This window comes from Bermanella marisrubri (assembly GCF_012295615.1).
Lineage (GTDB): Bacteria > Pseudomonadota > Gammaproteobacteria > Pseudomonadales > Oceanobacteraceae > Bermanella > Bermanella marisrubri.
This window is the reverse complement of sequence record NZ_CP051183.1, coordinates 1,641,662-1,660,139: the sequence shown is the minus strand read 5'-3', so window position 1 is coordinate 1,660,139 and position 18,478 is coordinate 1,641,662. Positions and strand designations below refer to the sequence as shown.

The following is an 18,478-nucleotide window of genomic DNA, read 5'->3' as shown; positions in this document are numbered from 1 at the left end:
TCTTAAGAAGAGTTTTAGATTAATATCCTTTTCAAGGATTCATATAATTGAGTTTGATCCACTGGCTTACTTAGAAAATCGGCCATACCTTCGACGTAGCAACGCTGCTTATCTACATTGTCCGCATTGGCAGTCAAAGCAATAATAGGCACATCAAAGTCTGGAATCGCTTTTAGTGCCCGCGTGGATTGATAACCATCCATCACCGGCATCTGAATATCCATTAGAATCACATCAATGCTATTGTTTGACGATTCATATAAATCCACTGCTTCTTTTCCATTGTTGGCAAATATCACTTTACAGTGCGTATCCTCCAACAAACCCTCTATCACCATTTGATTCATACGATTATCTTCCGCAATCAATATGTTTTTGCCCGTAAAGTCTGGAATATTCAGCATTTTATTTGCAGGAAGCGCATTACTTTCAGATTTATATGGAATACTGACATAAAAGCACGACCCTTTACCAAGCTCGCTACTCACACTAATGCTGCCCGACATCCGCTCTGCTAACCCCTTACAAATGCTCAACCCAAGCCCAGTGCCTCCGTATTTTCTCGTCGTTGTGATATCGGCTTGAGAAAACGGGTCAAACAAATTGGACAGTTGATTTTCATCCAACCCACAGCCGGTATCACAGACAGATAACAGCAAAGACTCTTGTTGCTTTTTCGTTACGACAATAACTTCACCCTTCTCGGTGAATTTAATCGCATTACTCACAAGGTTGTTAATAATTTGGCGATACCTCACAGGATCAATAACAATCGCAATGTCATTGTCGAGTCGATTATCTACTTCAAAATGCAAACCTTTTTCACGAGCCGATTGCTCGTGCAGTGATTTTATTTCACATAAGAATTCATCGAAATTGACCGCTATCTCATCTAGATCTATTCGATCTGCATCTATTTTAGAAAAGTCTAAAATATCATCTACAATGCTCTTCAAATGAATACTCGCTTTATTGATACTTCGCATGTAATCTTGGGCTTTTACATGAGTTTCATTTGCAACTAATAGATTACTCAGTCCTACTAATGCATTGAGAGGCGTTCTAATTTCATGACTCATATTGGCGAGAAACATAGATTTCTGATCAGCTAATTCTTCAGCATCCGCTTTCGCTTGCCGCAATGACTCCTCTCTTGCGTACATATCTTTTATATCATGCCACTGCACTAACAAACGTTTTTTAGGGCCACCATTTAAGCGCACGATAAACACTCTTACATGAATTGGATTACCATCAATATCTTTATGGGTAAAATCAAATTGAACACGAGCATCTGATGCTTTTTCTACTGATTCATTCACTCGCTTAACTTTGCTTTCTGATCGCTCTCCATCTGGCTGATACTCTGGTGTAAAATGTTCTATCAAACGCATACCAATGAGATTCGTTCGGTTTTCTAGGCCGAGTATTTGAGCACCAGCGTCATTGCAGCTTGAAATAGCACCTACCTCATCAATGACAAAAAATGGATCCTGCGTTAGACTGAACAGAGCCTCGTAAAGACTTTGCAGCTCTCGAGTTTCGGTCACATCTCGACCAATAAACAGAATCCCTTTCACAATATTAAGATCACTAAAGACTGGCACCTTTACAATATCCAGGAGCACCCTTCTTCCATCACTAAGAGAAGATTCAGCTTTATAGAGGACTTGATCAAGCTCTCGAACAACCACAGAGTCTTTCTCTTCTAAAACGCTAAGGACTTCCTTTGAAAACACGCAGTCTTTTTCATCCGTGAGATCACCAACCCATTTTTCGAACATATGGTTATAGACAGAAATTATCAGGCGATCCTCTTGATACTCGCGATAAACAATAATATCTGGGCTACTATCAATAAGCTGAGAAAGTTTTTGGTTGCTCTCGTTAATCAAGCTATTCTGTGAGTTAAGTTGTTCAATCACACTTTTATAATCGGTAATATCTTGATACACACCCAACACACCAAGTACTTTGTCATTGATGCTTTTTAGGGGCATTTTTCGTGCTTGGACCCAAGAAACACCATCGACTCCGATTAACTTTCCTTCGAACGGGGACGAATCAAAACGACCAGCCAGAACCTCTTGATCTTGCTTCTGTATAGCTATTGCATCATCTCGCCAAGGCATATCCAAGTCTGACTTACCTACGATATCCTCAAAGCTCTCAAAGCCTGAGTCACGCAAAAATCGCTTATTGCAACCTAGAAAACGTAATCGATCATCTTTCCAATAAACACCAACAGGAATCAGATCAAGTACGCTTCTTAGTAAATCAGAACCCTCTAAAAGTCGTTGTCTTTCGCGAATATATTCTTTTTCTCGCTTCGTTTTTTTATATTGAAAGTAAACCAAGACAACAACGACAACCACCAAGATCAACACCACTAAGACGGCATATCGATATTTTTCATTCTGGCTTCTTTCAACAATATCCTGATAGTTAAAAATAAAGCCTTCAGACAACTGTCGATCAGAGACCACCCCTAAATCATATAAGTAGTCCTGTAGTTGCTGCCAACGATGAGGGTTACTATGACCCACTTCGGTCACTGGGTAGTTCATCAACAACCTAATTTGACCCGCACTGAATAGATTATATTCGTATGGATTGTCGTAAACCAAAACACGAGGATAGTTTTGCACAATAAAGCGCGAAATCTCTTCTGGATTCTCCAACGCGTATTCCCAGCCACGATTGGTTGCTTTATTAAAAGCGTCAACCATATGAGGGTCTGCTTCAATAGTTTTTGTCAGCGTGTAAAGTGTATCCCCATAAAAGTGAATACCATAATCTCCAGCCTCAATCATGTTTATTTTTAGGTCTTTTTCCTGCGCTGCCCAAATAGCAGAGATTTTATAATCAATAACTACAGGGCAACTACCATCTAGCAGGGAACTCAAAGCAAAACGAAAATCTTCAATGTGTAGATTCTCAATCGACAACCCTTCATTACGAAAAACCGTTTTTAGTTCCAACTCACCAAAGTCGTGAGAACTGCTAATACATGATTCATGAATATCCGTAATACCGGTTATATCATCACGAGAAAGTGAAACATAAACATAGGGGCTTTTCTGATAGTAACTGGCAACCACCGCAACCTGCTCCCCAGAGTCCAGTAGTTTTAAGACATCAGGACCTGCAACCGCAAATTGTGCTCTACCAGACTTAAGCTCGCCAAATGTATCCTTGAAACTGCCATCAGGGTTGATGCGCGGGACTAGTCGTACATCATAACCAGCCTCTTTGTAATAACCTTGTGATATAGCCGCATAGAAGCCCGCGAACTGGAACTGATGGTCCCACTTCAATTGAACCGTTATGGGTGTTAGAAGGTCGCCAAATACCCTAGCACTCGAAATAGCGAGCATGAAAACAAACAGAATTCGTTGCAATCACTTCTCCTAGGATTAATAACGTCTTATATTAATCCTAGACCAGATAGAAGACTCTATGATAGAAAATGGAGTATCAGAGGGTGTGAGTCGGGCGGTCAGAAGCCAATGCTCCTGCCAGATGAGTTTCAATCTTATTGCGCGCTGCATTATCGTCGGCAAATTGGACACCGATACCAGCCGCCTTATTGCCTTGAGCACCTTTAGGTGTGATCCAAATAACCTTCCCTGCCACAGGAATTTTCTCAGGCTCATCCATTAAATTAAGCAACATGAAAACTTCGTCACCCATTTTGTAAGATTTATTACTCGGAATAAACAAACCGCCATTCTTTATGAACGGCATATAAGCGGCGTACAGAACAGCTTTATCTTTGATGGTCAACGATAGAATACCGTTACCGGGACCAAACTTTGGAGGCATGAAACGACCTTCTTATTATTCCTAATGGTTTAACTTTGCCGCAACTGGCCTAACCAGTCAACGAGTAAACGCTCAATTAACAGTGTTGGATTGGGATTAGAGCCGCTCACCACCGCTTTTTTTGACTCATAAATGGCGCTCAAAATGCCGTCGGCTTCGGCGACACTCATGCGCTTAGAGACCAATTCAGTTTGCATGTTCAACTCAGGAATCAATCTATCTTGTACTCCTGACTTGCATCTTTGTACGTCCAAAAGCAGCCCATAAAACCAATCTAATAAATACTCAACAGACCAGTTTTTCCACTTCGATACAACACCCTGCCAGACAACAGAGTGGTTTGCGAGATCCTGCATATCTTGGCAAAACTGCATATATTGAACGTGGACATCTTGTTCGATCATTTCGATCACTTTCAATGGCGCGCCTTGCGCTAAGCGCAAAAGACTATCCAAACCTGATTCTTGCGAGTTTTGCTGAAGCCACATTAGACCATCTTGGAATTTAGGAGTCGGCGCTGAATATTGCTGACAACGACTTTTAATCGTGGCTAACAGCCGACTTGGTTGATGACTGTATAGCAACATGGTGACCTGACTGCTTGGCTCCTCAAGACTTTTCAACAGAGCATTACTTGCATTGATATTCATGACCTCTGCCGGACCCAACAACACCACCTTGCGTTGACCCTGGGAAGCGGTTGTATTAACAAAGTCTGTCACGCGACGAATTTGATCGATTTTAATAGCCTTGCCAGTCTCTTCCGGCTCCACTGTAATAAAGTCTGGATGATTACCTGCAGTAAACAAGCGACAAGAAGCGCACTCACCACACGGGGTTTGCTGTTCACCTTGATGACACAAAACAAGCTGGGCAAACTCTTTGAGGAAAACACGCTTACCGACCCCTTGCTGGCCGGTAAGTAAAACAGCATGACCTAATCGCTGACTCGATAGCTGCTGTGAGAGTGTTTGCCATTGGCTCTGCAACCATGGCAATGCTTGAGCTACTTTCATGAGGGTGCTCCAAGCTCAACAAGTACGGATTCTATTTGTTGCTGAACTTGCAGTAGATCTTGACTTGCATCTATCACTCTAAATCGATCATACAAAGACGCTCGATGCAGGAACGCATCGCGGACGCGATTAAAGAAGACAAGATCTTGGGATTCTATTCGATCACTGGCACTACGAGCCGCCGCTCGGGCTCGACCAATCTCTACCGGACAATCCAAAAGAAACGTAACATCTGGCTGCAATTCTTCTTGCACTAGGGTTTCTAACTGCCGAATCCATTCTGGATTCAATTGACGGCCACCACCTTGATAAGCAAATGTACTGTCCGTGAAGCGATCACAAAGCACCCAACGTCCTGCTGCTAACGCTGGCTTGATTACCTTTTCGATATGCTGTGAGCGTGCTGCAAACATCATCAACAATTCAGCTTTGTCGCTAACATCATCACCGTGAAGTAAAAGATTGCGTAAGGATTCTCCTAAATCTGTTCCGCCAGGTTCACGGGTCACCACATAGTCGATTCCCTGGTGCTGCAACCAGTTTTTTATATATTCGATATTGGTGGTCTTGCCGACACCCTCAACACCTTCAACAGTAATGAATAATCCTGCTTGCATTGTACTTCTCATAGTCATTGAACAGGGTTCAACTCAGGGGTAGATCGATATTCTTTTTCTCTTTTACGAATCTGATATTTTCGCACTGCAGCATTATGTTCCTGCAGCGTTTCTGAGAAATGGTGGTAGCCGTTGCCTTTCGCTACAAAATACAAAGTTTTGCCAGGGGCTGGATTAAGCGCCGCATGAATTGCCTCTCTACCAACAAGTGCAATAGGCGTCGGCGGCAAGCCATTTATTCGATAGGTATTGTACGCTGTTTTTTCCAGCAAGTGCTTGCGTCGAATATTCCCTTTGTATCGATCGCCCAAGCCATAAATAACTGTTGGGTCTGTTTGCAAACGCATGTTCTTTTGTAAGCGCCTAACAAAAACCCCCGCAATTTCATCACGCTCTTCGGGAACCGCGGTTTCCTTTTCGATAATGGAAGCCATAATTAATGCTTCGTATGGACTGTCATAGGGTAAGCCTTCTTGACGATCACGCCATTCCTCCGCCAGCACGGTTTCTAAGCGAATCTGAGCGCGCACTAAAATTTCAGAAGCTCGCGTACCTGAGTGAAAGAGATATGTATCAGGGAAAAAGCGTCCCTCTGGATGTCCTTCTAAACCTAAGTATTGCATCAAAGCATCTGGCTCGGCCGGTACATCTTGCTTGATTTGAGGATGAGCAGCTAAGCGTCTTAATGTTTGCTGCACGGTCTGGCCTTCTACTAGAGTTACACGGTATTCAACAGTGTCGCCAGCAACAAGTAAATTCAAAACATCCCATGATGTCATTTCGGGCGTCAGTTCATAATCTCCGGCTTTAGTTTTGCGCGCATCACCTGTCATCTTTGCAATGATCATAATGGGTCGCACATCCGCAATCACACCCTGTTCTTCTAAGCGCAAGAAAAACCATGATAACGGCTTGCCTTTGGGATAGGTCTTGACCATAGATTCAGCAAGATTAAGAGGACGCTCTAGTTGGTATATTCCATAAATGCAGACGCCCAAGAACCACATCATGAGCATCACTATCACTACACCTAAGCGTTTATTCATTTCCACCCCAAATACGAAACTGTTTTGCCATTTTGATAAGCGATTCATCAATTTCGAATATTTTTTCTTCGACTCGCTTTATCGGCACGACCCCAAGAATAGAATTACAGATAAAAGCCGCGTCCATAGTCTTAAGGTCTTCTTGGTGTATCTTACCAGCTTCCAATTGAAGTGACAGAGTAGAACTTTGATTCATGATGAACTGGCGCATTACACCAGCGACACCCGACTCATAGAGTTCCGGCGTGTACCAAACATCACCCTTACAAAAAAATACATTACTCATGGTACCTTCGATCACGAACCCATTTGCATCAAGCATCAAGCCTTCAAATGTACCGGCATTAACTACTTCTTGGCGCGCCAGTACATTCTCTAGGCGGTTAAGATGTTTGATACCCGCAAGCGTTGGTTGAATACTACAGTGCGTATTGCAATAAATGACATCTATGCCCGCTTCGTATATTGCTTTGTTTAGATTAGGAGGCGTCGACAGACTTACAATACTTTGAATCGGTGCACTAGCGTCATAAGCATAACCACGTGCTGAGGGCGCACGTGTCACCATGACCTTTACAATTCCTGTGGATTGCCTCGTGTGATGAAGAATTGCTGCCACTTTTTCTTCCAACCACTCCTCAGTGGTAACAGAGAGGCTATGCATACCCAGCGCAGCCATGCCTTTTTCTAATCGCTGCGCATGCAAATCACGCTTTAATACTTGGCCATCTTGAACTGAGAGTGTCTCAAACAAACCGTCACCGAACTGAGCAGCACGACTATAGTTTTCCACCTCACCTCTGTATTGATCATTTTCGAGCAACCACATGGATACCGTTTAAACCTTACTGAAAATCAAACTACCATTGGTCCCGCCGAAACCAAATGAATTACTAAGTACGTGGGCAAGCTCAACATCACGGGCAGTATTTGCTACATAATCTAACGCGCACTGATCATCCTGGTTTTCGATATTGATCGTTGGTGGTACAACATTGTGCGTCAAAGCCTGGATGCTGAAGACCGCTTCAATGGCGCCCGCTGCGCCCAACAAATGTCCTGTCATTGATTTGGTTGAGGACACTAATACGTCATTCCCGACAATGCTTTGAATGGCTCGAGTTTCCGCCACATCTCCTTGCGGTGTAGAAGTTCCATGAGCATTAATGTATTGAATATCACTGCCTACAAGCCCTGCATCTTTCAACGCATTGGCCATGGCTTTTGCAGCACCGGCACCATCTTCTGGCGGGCTCGTCATGTGGAAGGCATCATCACTCATACCAAAACCCGTAATCTCGGCTAGAATGTTCGCACCGCGTGCTTTGGCGTGTTCGTACTCCTCAATCACTAAAGCTCCAGCACCATCACCCAAGACGAAGCCATCTCGATCTTTATCCCATGGACGCGACGCGGCTTTAGGATCATCATTACGTGTCGACATCGCGCGTGCTGCACAGAAGCCTGCCATACCGCTAGGAGTACACGCCGCCTCAGCCCCACCGACAATCATCACATCTGCATCGCCATACGCAATCGTACGCGCACCATAGCCAATATTATGAGTACCTGTGGTACAAGCAGTAGAAATCGCAAAGTTTGGCCCTGTAAAACCCCATTTCATAGCTACATGGCCCGCAATCATATTTACGATGGAAGCAGGTATATAGAAAGGACTCACTCGTCGCGGACCAGAGTTAACCAATTGCGTATAATTGTGTTCGATTGTAGCTAAACCACCAATGCCAGAGCCCAAAGCACAACCTACGCGATTCAAATCAACGCTATTTCCATCCAAACCAGACTGCTCTATCGCTTCAGCGCAGGCAACCATGCCGTATTGGATAAACGTATCCATTTTCTTAGCGTCTTTGGCGGAAAGTACATCATCTAATTCGAAGTCTTTAATGGTACCGGCAAATTGCGTTGCGAGATTACTGGCGTCAAAGTGCGAGATAATATCAATACCACTTTGCCCCGAAATTAAACGCTGCCAAGTTTCTTTCGCATTATTGGCGAGCGGCGTTACCGCTCCGATACCTGTTACCACTACGCGACGTTTAGACATATTTATTCTCTCGCCAGTTAGATGTGTCACCAACAAAAAAGCCGCCTGTTTAGGGGCGGCTTTTTTGACTCATCACGCTCGATTAAAGGTGAGCGATGATATAGTCAATGGCTTCCTGAACTGTGGTTAGCTTTTCAGCATCCTCATCAGGAATTTCTGTTTCGAATTCTTCTTCTAGAGCCATTACTAGCTCAACTGTATCTAGAGAATCGGCTCCAAGATCTTCAACGAAGCGTGCAGTACCCTTGGCCTCTTCTTCTTTTACGCCAAGTTGTTCACAAACCACTTTCTTTACGCGTTCTTCAATGCTGCTCATAACTTATCCTGTTTATTATTCAGAGCCTCGGGCTCCCGTAAACGGGGCCATTATACTCCGACCACAATACGGGTAAACCCAACGGGCCAGCTAAATTCTGTACCCGTATTCTTGACATATTCAGCACAAAATCAAGGTATAGACTTCAGATTAATGAATTATTCACTAAAAATTCGACTAATTTCCAACATCATGGCCTAAATTAACCATTAACTGGTTAAAAATCAGCCCATAAATAGGCCGCCATTAACCTGTATGACCTGACCGGTTATGTAACTCGATGCATCAGAAGCTAAGAAAGAAACGGCTGCCGCCACTTCTTTTGCATCACCGTAACGGCCCAGTGGAATATTATTCAACATGACCTGACGTTGCTCATCACTCAGCTCTTCGGTCATATCTGTCGCAATAAAACCTGGGGCAACCGCATTTACAGTAATGTTACGAGAACCGATTTCTACAGCCAACGAGCGAGTAAACCCTTCAATTCCTGCTTTACTGGCGCAATAATTCGCCTGACCAGGGTTACCCATTGAACCAACAACAGAACTAATATTAATAATACGCCCGCCCCTCTGTTTCATTAGAGGCTTCAAGAAACCTTTACAGATGCGATAAACGCCGGATAAATTGGTATTTAAAACCGCATCCCAATCATCTTGTTTCATGCGCAGCATTAGATTATCGCGCGTGATGCCCGCATTATTAACCAACACTGAAACTGGACCCAACTCGGCCACCGCTTTTATGAAACCATCACAACTTTCAACATCATCCTGCCGCAATACGATAGCAGTTCCTTGATCGGCTAGTGCCTCTTTTACTTTATCGACACCAGACTCACTGGTTGCTGTCCCCACAACAAAAAAGCCATCTTCTTTTAACTGCTGGGCTATGGCGTGTCCAATGCCTCGGCTTGCGCCAGTGACAACCGCAATCTTTCGATCCACGATAATTTCTCCCTATGCCAAAATATTCGCGATAGATTCTGAATTGTTGATCACACTTGAAGATAAAGACTTGTCAATTCTCTTATTCAAGCCCGTCAGAACCTTGCCTGGACCCACTTCAAAAATTGATTCGACACCTTGCTCAGCTAACAACTCAACTGTCCTGGTCCAGTTAACAGGAGACGCTATCTGCGCTACGAGATTTGAACGGATACGTTTCGGATCTGTTTCAAGTTCTATACTAGCGTTTTGTAAAACAGGAACACTCGGGGTCTTAATATCAACTTCAGCAATAAAGCCAGCAAAGGCATCCGCCGCTGGTTGCATCAATGCACTATGAAAAGGTCCACTCACCGGCAAAATCATGGCCCGCTTCGCTCCAGCTTCTTTGCATTGTGCCGCGGCTTTTTCTACCGCATCAGCATGACCCGCAATCACCAATTGTCCGGGCCCATTGTAATTAGCAGGCTGCACAATTTTGTAGGATGAAAGCTGAGCACAAATGGCTTCTACTTGATCATCTTGCATACCCAGCACTGCTGCCATACCGCCTTCACCCGCAGGCACAGCCTCCTGCATTAACTGGCCACGGCGACGCACGAGTTTCAAAGCATCGCAAAAGGATAATGCTCCAGCGCAAACTAAAGCCGAATATTCACCTAAACTATGCCCCGCCATAATATCGGCTGCGAGCTTTTCATTTAGCGCTCGCCACAGAGCAACCTCTACCGCAACCAAAGCAGGCTGTGTATTTTCTGTGCTATTCAACTCGTCAGCTGGACCGCTTTCGATTAGGGTTTGTAAATCAAAACCCAGGACCTCATTCGCTTCCGACAATGTGTCTTTAGCAATAGCGTGTTGAGCTATGACATCAGAGATCATTCCAACCGATTGAGAACCCTGCCCGGGGAAGACAACTGCAACTTTAGACATATTTTGTTCCGATACTTCTTAACTTTATTGCTTTATAGCAGTGAGGCGCACTGCACACAAAGTGATGTTTTATTTTCTTACTGGCCATTACTTTATCTATTAGCCAAGGCCTTTAGATCACATCCTGTTCTATGCGACGAGATACTTTTTCTAGCAAAGCCTGCTCATGTAAAGTTAAGGCTTTCTCGATCGCACCTTGAAAAGCACGTTCATCCGCCTTGCCATGACTTTTCACAACCACTCCTTGTACTCCTAACAATACACCACCATTCTTCAACTCGGGCTCAAATTCCTTTTGCAATTTTTCTAATATAGGCAGTGCTAGGGCGCCTATTATTCTTCCATACCAGTTTTTCTCAAAAACCGTACGTATCATTTGCACGACATACAGTAACAAGCCTTCACTGGTTTTTAAGGCGACATTTCCCGTAAATCCATTAGCCACCACTACATCGGCGGTGCCGGTAAATAAATCATCCCCTTCAACATAGCCGATATAATGAACCGATTCAGAACTTTTCAAGTGAGCATTGGCCAAACGAATTTCTTCGTTGCCTTTTATCTCTTCGCTACCAATATTTAATAGCGCAACCGTAGGATTGGGCTTGCCATCCATCGCTTCTGCAAACGCCGAACCCATGATGGCAAACTGACAAAGATTGTCTGAGTCGCACTCTAGGTTTGCACCCAAGTCCATCAAGTAACTATGCCCTTTGGCATTAGGAATACTGGCAATTAACGCTGGCCGATCAATACCAAGCAAGGTTTTCAACACATAGCGGCTATTAGCAACAAGGGCGCCCGTATTTCCAGCACTCACCATTCCGCTGGCCTTGCCATCATGCACGGCATCTAATGCCAAACGCATGGAAGACTCTCGCTTACGCAACGAATTAGAAACTGAATCCGCACACGAAATTGCTTGCTCTGTATGCACGAGCTGAAGTCGACTACAGGTGTCGAATTGATCTAATACAGGATCGATTTTGGCTCGATCGCCAAAAAGAAGGATTTGAAGTTGAGGGTGATGCGATAAAACTGAGAGGACTGCGGGGACAGTCACGCGGGGACCGAAATCCCCGCCCATTGCATCAACAGCAATGGTGACCATGACTATTAATCGTCTTGACCGGCTACAACCTTGCGACCACGGTAGAAACCGTCAGCAGTCACATGGTGACGTAGGTGAGTTTCACCAGTAGTTGGGTCAATAGACAATGCGCGAGTAGTTAGCGCATCGTGAGAACGACGCATACCACGCTTAGAACGAGATTTTTTACTTTTTTGAACAGCCATCAGGGCTCTCCTACTGTTTCTTTAGTTGCTCCAGCACACTAAACGGATTGTTTTTAGGCGCTTCGATTTTTTCTGGCTCAGCTTCTTGGCCTTGTATACCCCTTGCGTGCTCACCACAATTCTCGTGATAGGCGTACATGGGCAGACTCAAGATCACTTCGTCTTCAATCACGTCCAATAACTCTAAGGAATCGTGATCGGCAATGACAGGCTCGTAACATTTAGGTAAATGCTTGGCTTGTTCATCACTGAAGACAATGCCTAACTCGAACTCAGTCTGCAGCTCAACCTCTACCGGCTGCATACAGCGCTGACACGTCATTTTGACCGGAGCTTGGCACTGACCACGAAGCAGAGAAATTCCCTGCTCATCTTGTCCAAATTGCAATGCAACCTGAACATCACCATTGGCATCCTGTAGAAAGTCTTGTAAACGCTCTAGCTTGGATATGGCAAGTGACCCTGAATATTCAGCCTGCTGTTCCACACTTTTGAGCGGATCGACCCGCACTGGAAGTAAACCTTGGTTCATAGTGGGCGCGATAATACTCATGCCTCCGCCGCTTGTCAAAGCCAAACACGTGATTTCCCTGCAAAATCAGGGACTCACGCGCTTTTTTAAGCAATTAGATTGCTGTGTAAGTTATTGTAGCTGAAATCCCATGCCATTCAGCCCCATCATGGACGCAATTCCTTTTCCGATTTGCGTTCCAAATCGACCAACCAAGGCCTCAAATGGCGTTGGTTGAGGCGTGAAATCGACGATGTCTTCAGCGCCGACAAGCTCACGAGCCACGTAACTGCTGCTGCCTAGGCCATCCACGAGACCCAAACCCAACGCCTGTTCACCTGTCCACACCAAACCACTGAACAATTTATCGTTGTCCACTAATCTATCGCCACGACCCTTTTTGACTTGCTCAATAAACTGATCATGAGTGGTTGATAAAACTTGCTCCCAGAACTGCTCTTCTTTCTTGTCAAGCGGTGAGAACGGATCCAAAAACGCTTTGTGCTCGCCCGCCGTAAAGAGGCGGCGTTCTACACCAAGCTTATCCATAGCATCAACAAAGCCAAAGCCAGAACCTACAACACCAATAGAACCGACTAAACTGGCCTTATCGGCATAAATTTCGTCCGCCGCCGCTGCCATATAATAGGCGCCTGAGGCACCAAGATCTGAAATCACGGCGTACACTGGTTTTTGGTGCAGCTCTTTTAAACGCATTATCTCGTCATACACGTAGCCCGATTGCACTGGAGATCCACCAGGACTATTAATACGCAAAATAACAGCCTGAGCGCCCTCCGCTTCAAAAGCGTTTCGTAAACCCGTCACAATAATATCAGCTGATGCCTCCTCTCCGTCAGCAATCACCCCCCTCACTTCGACTAGTGCGGTGAATTTTCCACTGGCGGCCAATTTCGAACTATCAACGTCCGACGGCATGAAAATTAAAATAGCAGCAAAAAGATAAACAAAAGTAAGCAGTTTAAAGAAGATACCCCATCGACGAGAGCGTCGCTGCTCAGCATTGACGTTCATGACCATTTTCTCAATGAGTTTCCACTCTTTATCCGAATCAGGTCGCTCAACCGGATCTTGATACATACCTTATTTCCTTATTTAAATAATTAAAACGGATATAACAATTAACCAATACTTAGCGCAAGCACTGATGCAATTCCTCGATAGAATGTACTACGTAGTCAGGTTCTGCTTGGGTCAGTTTTTCATGGGTATGCGCCCCATGAGTAATGGCAATGGTCGACATTCCCGCTCGCTTACCCATTTCGATATCAAACTGAGTATCGCCGACCATAACCATTTCGGAAACATCCAAACCCAAAACTTGCTGTAGCTCTTCCAGCATTAACGGGTGAGGCTTAGATCGCGTCTCATCTGCACAACGTGTTTCATGAAACGCATGACTCAAACCTGTTTCTTGCAATGCGCGAGTCAAACCTCGACGCGCCTTCCCCGTTGCCACCCCTAACTTGTGCTGTGTAGACCTCAAATCATCAATCATGTCAGTCACGCTATCGAACAAATTAATCGGCGGGCGCTTATCCGACATATAAAACTCAGCGTAAGCCCCCGCAACTTCAGATACTAATTTTTCATCACTTTCATGCTCGGGCCACAGTGTTTGAATTGCTTCTGCCAAACCAAGACCAATAATTTGCTGAATATCAAAATCGGATCGCGATGCGACTCTCAGCTTATTGGCAGCGTATTGCATCGCCATCACAATGCCGCCCGTAGAATCAGCCAGTGTTCCATCCCAATCAAAAATAACCGCTTTGTATCTCATTAATGTTTTGCATCCAAACTACTTAAAAACTGCTCAAAGGCTTCATCAAGCGGAGCTTGAATTGTCATTTTCTCGCCCGTCTCAGGATGTTTAAAACGCAAAGATTGCGCATGTAAAAACAACCTTCTAGCCCCCTGCTGCCTTGCCCCTTGCAACTCTTCATCCGTGGCATACTTTTCATCACCCACAATGTTATGACCCGAAAACTGGCAGTGAACACGTATCTGATGAGTGCGCCCAGTGACAGGCTCAGCATTAACCAAGGTATAACCTTTAAACTTACGCTCAATTGAGTAACGGGTGTGACTCGGCTTGCCATCCTGAGCAACTTTTACCAATCGCTCGCCAGACTTAAGCTCATTTTTCTTTAATGGCACTTCTACATCTTTGAGGTGCTTGGGCCAATTACCATAAACCAAAGCCAAATAGCGCTTTTGCATTCCCTGCTTTCGCTGCAACATTTTATGGAAGGCCACCAGAGCAGTGCGACGCTTGGCAACAAGGATCACTCCAGACGTATCTCGGTCGAGTCGATGGACCAACTCCAATCGCTTAGCTTTTGGCCGCAAATTACGCAGCACTTCGATTAACCCCAGACTAATACCACTACCACCGTGTACGGCCATGCCCCGGGGCTTATTCACCGCAAGAAAATAGTCATCTTCAAATAGAATACTTTGCTCAATTCCCTCAGCCATATCTTTACTGATTGGTGCTGCATCACCCTCAGCTTTCACCTTAACCGGCGGAATACGAACCACATCACCCAACTTAACCTTATACTCAGGTTTGATGCGGCCTTTATTGACACGAACCTCGCCTTTTCGAATGATTCGATAGACCAAGGATTTTGGCGCACCCTTGATGCGAGACATAAGAAAGTTATCTATGCGCTGGCCAACATAGTCCGCTGTTACTTCCTCAAACTGCACGCCACGCTTAGAATTTTCGGACATATAAAACTCGTACCTAAGAAAAACCGGTTTGACGATATGGCAATCTTTGCTATATTCAGCCATTCCGGTGAATACTCGGGGCAGTTCCCCGACTTAAGAAAGGCCGGAATGATAACGTAAACTGGGGGAGTTAGGTAAAAACTTCCCGGAATTTTGGATTTCAGTGGCCAAATTGCCACTGAAAACGAAGAAATATACGTTCTGATTACGCAAGAGGGTCTTGCAGAATCAGCTTATGTTTCGTGTTGGTGTCAGGCGCATAATAAAGATTAGACCTCACACCCCTGCGTGGAAGCAGTCGTTCTAAACACAATTGGTATAGATATCCACGCGAAGCACGCATAAATATTTTGATTAGGCTCAACCCCGCGTTTCAGACGCCAAACATGAGCTCTAGAAGTAAAAATGAAAAGAATGTTAATCAACGCGACTCAGTCAGAAGAGTTGCGCGTTGCGCTGGTTGATGGTCAGCGCTTATACGATTTAGATATAGAACCTACTACCCGTCAGCAGAAAAAAGCCAATATCTACAAAGGTAAAATCACCCGAGTAGAACCAAGCCTAGAAGCGGCTTTTGTCGATTTTGGTGCTGAACGTCACGGCTTTCTTCCACTTAAAGAAATCTCTCGCGAGTACTTCAAGCAAAGCACTTCTGGTCGCCCAAACATCAAAGACGTAATTGAAGAAGGCCAGGAAGTAGTTGTTCAGGTTGATAAAGAAGAGCGCGGCAACAAGGGAGCAGCACTGACCACCATGATCAGCCTTGCTGGTCGTTATCTTGTGCTTATGCCAAACAATGCTCGCGCGGGCGGCATTTCTCGCCGCATTGAAGGTGACGAGCGCAACCAAATTCGCGATGCCATGCGTGATGTTAATGTACCGAACAATATGGGCGTCATTGTACGCACAGCAGGTATCGGTCGCGCATCTGAAGAGCTGCAGTGGGATTTAGACTACCTTTGCCAACTTTGGGACGCCATTAAAGGTGCGTATGATCGTCGTGATGCACCTTGTTTATTACTACAAGAAAGCAATGTAGTTATCCGCGCTATTCGTGACTACCTGCGTCAAGACATCGGCGAAGTTCTGATTGATGATCCTGTGGTATATGACGAAGCCCTAAGCTTTGTGCAAGCTGTTATGCCTCAGTACGAGAATAAAATTAAGCTTTACCAAGACTCAACACCATTATTCAGCCGATACCAAATTGAAGCGCAAATCGAAACCGCTTATCAGCGCGAAGTAAAACTACCGTCTGGTGGCTCGATTGTTATTGATACCACAGAAGCACTTATCTCTATCGATATCAACTCCTCTCGCAGCACTAAAGGCAGCGACATTGAGGACACGGCACTTAATACAAACCTAGAAGCAGCCGACGAAATTGCTCGTCAGTTACGCTTGCGTGACATTGGTGGTTTGATCGTTATCGATTTTATCGACATGACATCAAACAAAAACCAACGTGAAGTTGAAAACCGCATGAAAGATGCCCTAGAAATTGATCGCGCGCGCGTTCAAGTAGGCCGCATCTCGCGCTTCGGTTTACTAGAAATGTCTCGTCAACGTCTACGCCCTTCTCTTGGCGAAACCAGCGGCCACGTATGTCCTCGCTGTGACGGAACGGGCACAATCCGCGACATGCGCTCTCTAGCTCTATCCCTACTTCGCTTAATCGAAGAGGAAGCAGCTAAAGAAAACACAGCCCAGGTACGTGCCGTGGTACCACTAGAAGTTAGCTCTTTCTTAAGCAATGATAAACGTCAAGACATCATTGCAATCGAGAGCCGCCATTCAGCGGAAATATCGATTATCCCGAACCCCAACTTCCAAACGCCGCATTTCGAAGTACTGCGCGTTCGTGAAGGTGAGAGTGTTGCTGATCAAGTTAGCTTTGAAATCATGTATGAAGAAGAGCTGGCTACAGAGGCGACTCCGCCAGTACGTGAAACGGCTGCAGTTAAGGCCGTTGCAACAACACGCGCGCCTTCACCAAAAGAAACCAAAGAACCCGGCTTGTTAAGCAAAATCGGCTCTGCGATCAGCGGTCTATTCAGCTCAGAAGAAGAGCCAAAGAAGAAGACCAGCAATAATCGTTCTAACTCGAACCGCAGCAATTCTGGCAATAAAAATCGCAACAACGGCAATCGTAACAATAATCGCCGCAACCAAAGCGATAACCGCAACCAGAGCAATGGTGGTCGCAACAACAATCAACGCAACGGTAAAACCAACAACCGTCGCCAAGAAAACACAAGCAAGCCTGACGCGGCCAACAAACAGGACAAAAAACCGAATAACAACTCGGAAAAATCCAACGACAAGCCAAAGCAACAGGCACGTCGTCGCAACCGCAGCAACAAGCAACAAGCGCCATTAGACGACAAGGTTGCTCGTAAAATTGAAGCAGTAGAACAGCCGAAATCAAGTACAAACAAAGTCGAAGAGCCGAAAGCAAAGGCGAAGCCTGACGCTAAAAAACAAAGTGAGGCCAAGCCTACAAACAAGGCCAACTCGACTCCGGAAAAAACGGAAAAGGTTGAGACTAAGCATTCGACACAGGTACAAACAGCCGAGCAGCCGAAAGCGGAAAAAGACTCAACAGCAAAGCCAGCAATTGAGAGTAATACGATCACTGACAACGTGGGTAGCGAGCAACCATTCGCGACCGAAGAGAGTTTCGTAAAAGAAGCCCCACAAGCAGAATCGACTATAGCAAGCCCCGCTCAAAGCATTGCAGATACAGCAACTACTGAGACGCCTAAAGCTAAGCAGGAAGAAGCACAGGTTGTTGAAAGCAAACCTGAACCTGTAGCGGCTGAAAAATCAGAAGCCCCAAAGGCTGAGCCAGTGCAAGAAAAATCAGAACCTAAGGTTGAGACTGAGCAAGTAGCAGCAGAAAAGCCAGACACAAATAGCGAGACGGAAACAAAAACTGCGGATACTGCACCGAAGCGCGCGCCAAACGATCCACGAGAAGTTCGTCGCCGTCAACTGGAAGCTCAAGCTCAAGCTCAGCAAGAAGCTGAAAGTTAAGCAAATATAGCGTGCAAGAACTTCTTGCATGCTTTATTTTACATAAAAAAAGGTGGGAAATTCCCACCTTTTTTATTTCCATAGCAAAGCACCAAATCCCTCAA

General features: G+C 45.1%; 17 protein-coding genes. 1 reads left to right on the top strand and 16 read right to left on the bottom strand.

Translation table 11 applies throughout. From position 1 onward, the window contains the following. Positions 1-14: 14 nt before the first annotated feature. The 16 genes from HF888_RS07570 to rluC all read right to left on the bottom strand — a co-directional run bounded on the left by HF888_RS07570 (position 15) and on the right by rluC (position 15,338). Positions 15-3,401, bottom strand: coding sequence for an ABC transporter substrate-binding protein (locus HF888_RS07570; protein WP_133308458.1), 3,387 nt, complete (start codon positions 3,399-3,401; stop codon positions 15-17). A 76-nt stretch (positions 3,402-3,477) separates the two neighbouring features. Then, complete coding sequence (locus HF888_RS07565) at positions 3,478-3,825, bottom strand: PilZ domain-containing protein (protein ID WP_007017720.1); 348 nt, start codon at positions 3,823-3,825, stop codon at positions 3,478-3,480. Positions 3,826-3,854: 29 nt separating this feature from the next. Beyond that, on the bottom strand, positions 3,855-4,841 hold the full coding sequence (locus HF888_RS07560; protein WP_007017719.1) for a DNA polymerase III subunit delta': 987 nt from the start codon (positions 4,839-4,841) through the stop codon (positions 3,855-3,857). Beyond that, the gene (tmk, locus tag HF888_RS07555) at positions 4,838-5,458 is read right to left on the bottom strand and encodes a dTMP kinase (RefSeq protein ID WP_007017718.1); all 621 of its coding nucleotides are present in this window, start codon (positions 5,456-5,458) and stop codon (positions 4,838-4,840) included. The genes HF888_RS07560 and tmk overlap by 4 nt, the downstream gene beginning before the upstream one ends. Before the next feature lie 14 nt (positions 5,459-5,472). Then, entirely contained in the window at positions 5,473-6,504 is a 1,032-nt protein-coding gene (mltG, locus tag HF888_RS07550) for an endolytic transglycosylase MltG (RefSeq protein WP_007017717.1), read from the bottom strand. Further along, entirely contained in the window at positions 6,497-7,333 is an 837-nt protein-coding gene (gene pabC / locus HF888_RS07545) for an aminodeoxychorismate lyase (RefSeq protein ID WP_007017716.1), read from the bottom strand. The genes mltG and pabC overlap by 8 nt, the downstream gene beginning before the upstream one ends. Before the next feature lie 9 nt (positions 7,334-7,342). Beyond that, entirely contained in the window at positions 7,343-8,572 is a 1,230-nt protein-coding gene (gene fabF / locus HF888_RS07540; protein ID WP_007017715.1) for a beta-ketoacyl-ACP synthase II, read from the bottom strand. An 82-nt stretch (positions 8,573-8,654) separates the two neighbouring features. Next, entirely contained in the window at positions 8,655-8,888 is a 234-nt protein-coding gene (gene acpP, locus HF888_RS07535; RefSeq protein WP_007017714.1) for an acyl carrier protein, read from the bottom strand. A 224-nt stretch (positions 8,889-9,112) separates the two neighbouring features. Then, positions 9,113-9,844 (bottom strand): 3-oxoacyl-ACP reductase FabG, encoded by a 732-nt coding sequence (fabG, locus tag HF888_RS07530; RefSeq protein ID WP_133308457.1) that lies wholly within the window; start codon positions 9,842-9,844, stop codon positions 9,113-9,115. Positions 9,845-9,850: 6 nt separating this feature from the next. Next, a complete protein-coding gene (fabD, locus tag HF888_RS07525; protein WP_007017712.1) occupies positions 9,851-10,771 on the bottom strand; it encodes an ACP S-malonyltransferase in 921 nt (306 codons plus the stop codon). Between the two features lie 112 nt (positions 10,772-10,883). Then, complete coding sequence (gene plsX / locus HF888_RS07520; protein ID WP_007017711.1) at positions 10,884-11,882, bottom strand: phosphate acyltransferase PlsX; 999 nt, start codon at positions 11,880-11,882, stop codon at positions 10,884-10,886. Between the two features lie 5 nt (positions 11,883-11,887). Next, the gene (rpmF, locus tag HF888_RS07515; RefSeq protein WP_007017710.1) at positions 11,888-12,067 is read right to left on the bottom strand and encodes a 50S ribosomal protein L32; all 180 of its coding nucleotides are present in this window, start codon (positions 12,065-12,067) and stop codon (positions 11,888-11,890) included. A gap of 10 nt (positions 12,068-12,077) precedes the next feature. Beyond that, a complete protein-coding gene (locus tag HF888_RS07510) occupies positions 12,078-12,620 on the bottom strand; it encodes a YceD family protein (RefSeq protein WP_007017709.1) in 543 nt (180 codons plus the stop codon). A gap of 90 nt (positions 12,621-12,710) precedes the next feature. Further along, on the bottom strand, positions 12,711-13,679 hold the full coding sequence (locus HF888_RS07505; protein ID WP_007017708.1) for a S49 family peptidase: 969 nt from the start codon (positions 13,677-13,679) through the stop codon (positions 12,711-12,713). Positions 13,680-13,731: 52 nt separating this feature from the next. After that, the gene (locus HF888_RS07500) at positions 13,732-14,382 is read right to left on the bottom strand and encodes an HAD family hydrolase (RefSeq protein ID WP_007017707.1); all 651 of its coding nucleotides are present in this window, start codon (positions 14,380-14,382) and stop codon (positions 13,732-13,734) included. After that, entirely contained in the window at positions 14,382-15,338 is a 957-nt protein-coding gene (rluC, locus tag HF888_RS07495) for a 23S rRNA pseudouridine(955/2504/2580) synthase RluC (protein ID WP_007017706.1), read from the bottom strand. The genes HF888_RS07500 and rluC overlap by 1 nt, the downstream gene beginning before the upstream one ends. A 414-nt stretch (positions 15,339-15,752) precedes the next feature. On the opposite strand from rluC, the gene rne reads away from it, so the two are divergent. Then, on the top strand, positions 15,753-18,374 hold the full coding sequence (gene rne, locus HF888_RS07490) for a ribonuclease E (RefSeq protein ID WP_007017705.1): 2,622 nt from the start codon (positions 15,753-15,755) through the stop codon (positions 18,372-18,374). The last annotated feature ends 104 nt before the right edge of the window (positions 18,375-18,478 follow it).

What these genes read in the sequence shown, in the direction of transcription:
- HF888_RS07565 (WP_007017720.1), bottom strand. Translation starts at nt 3,825, where the DNA reads ATGCCTCCAAAGTTTGGTCCCGGTAACGGTATTCTATCGTTGACCATC.
- HF888_RS07560 (WP_007017719.1), bottom strand. Translation starts at nt 4,841, where the DNA reads ATGAAAGTAGCTCAAGCATTGCCATGGTTGCAGAGCCAATGGCAAACA.
- tmk (WP_007017718.1), bottom strand. Translation starts at nt 5,458, where the DNA reads ATGCAAGCAGGATTATTCATTACTGTTGAAGGTGTTGAGGGTGTCGGC.
- mltG (WP_007017717.1), bottom strand. Translation starts at nt 6,504, where the DNA reads ATGAATAAACGCTTAGGTGTAGTGATAGTGATGCTCATGATGTGGTTC.
- pabC (WP_007017716.1), bottom strand. Translation starts at nt 7,333, where the DNA reads ATGTGGTTGCTCGAAAATGATCAATACAGAGGTGAGGTGGAAAACTAT.
- fabF (WP_007017715.1), bottom strand. Translation starts at nt 8,572, where the DNA reads ATGTCTAAACGTCGCGTAGTGGTAACAGGTATCGGAGCGGTAACGCCG.
- acpP (WP_007017714.1), bottom strand. Translation starts at nt 8,888, where the DNA reads ATGAGCAGCATTGAAGAACGCGTAAAGAAAGTGGTTTGTGAACAACTT.
- fabD (WP_007017712.1), bottom strand. Translation starts at nt 10,771, where the DNA reads ATGTCTAAAGTTGCAGTTGTCTTCCCCGGGCAGGGTTCTCAATCGGTT.
- plsX (WP_007017711.1), bottom strand. Translation starts at nt 11,882, where the DNA reads ATGGTCACCATTGCTGTTGATGCAATGGGCGGGGATTTCGGTCCCCGC.
- rpmF (WP_007017710.1), bottom strand. Translation starts at nt 12,067, where the DNA reads ATGGCTGTTCAAAAAAGTAAAAAATCTCGTTCTAAGCGTGGTATGCGT.
- HF888_RS07510 (WP_007017709.1), bottom strand. Translation starts at nt 12,620, where the DNA reads ATGAGTATTATCGCGCCCACTATGAACCAAGGTTTACTTCCAGTGCGG.
- HF888_RS07505 (WP_007017708.1), bottom strand. Translation starts at nt 13,679, where the DNA reads ATGTATCAAGATCCGGTTGAGCGACCTGATTCGGATAAAGAGTGGAAA.
- HF888_RS07500 (WP_007017707.1), bottom strand. Translation starts at nt 14,382, where the DNA reads ATGAGATACAAAGCGGTTATTTTTGATTGGGATGGAACACTGGCTGAT.
- rluC (WP_007017706.1), bottom strand. Translation starts at nt 15,338, where the DNA reads ATGTCCGAAAATTCTAAGCGTGGCGTGCAGTTTGAGGAAGTAACAGCG.
- rne (WP_007017705.1), top strand. Translation starts at nt 15,753, where the DNA reads ATGTTAATCAACGCGACTCAGTCAGAAGAGTTGCGCGTTGCGCTGGTT.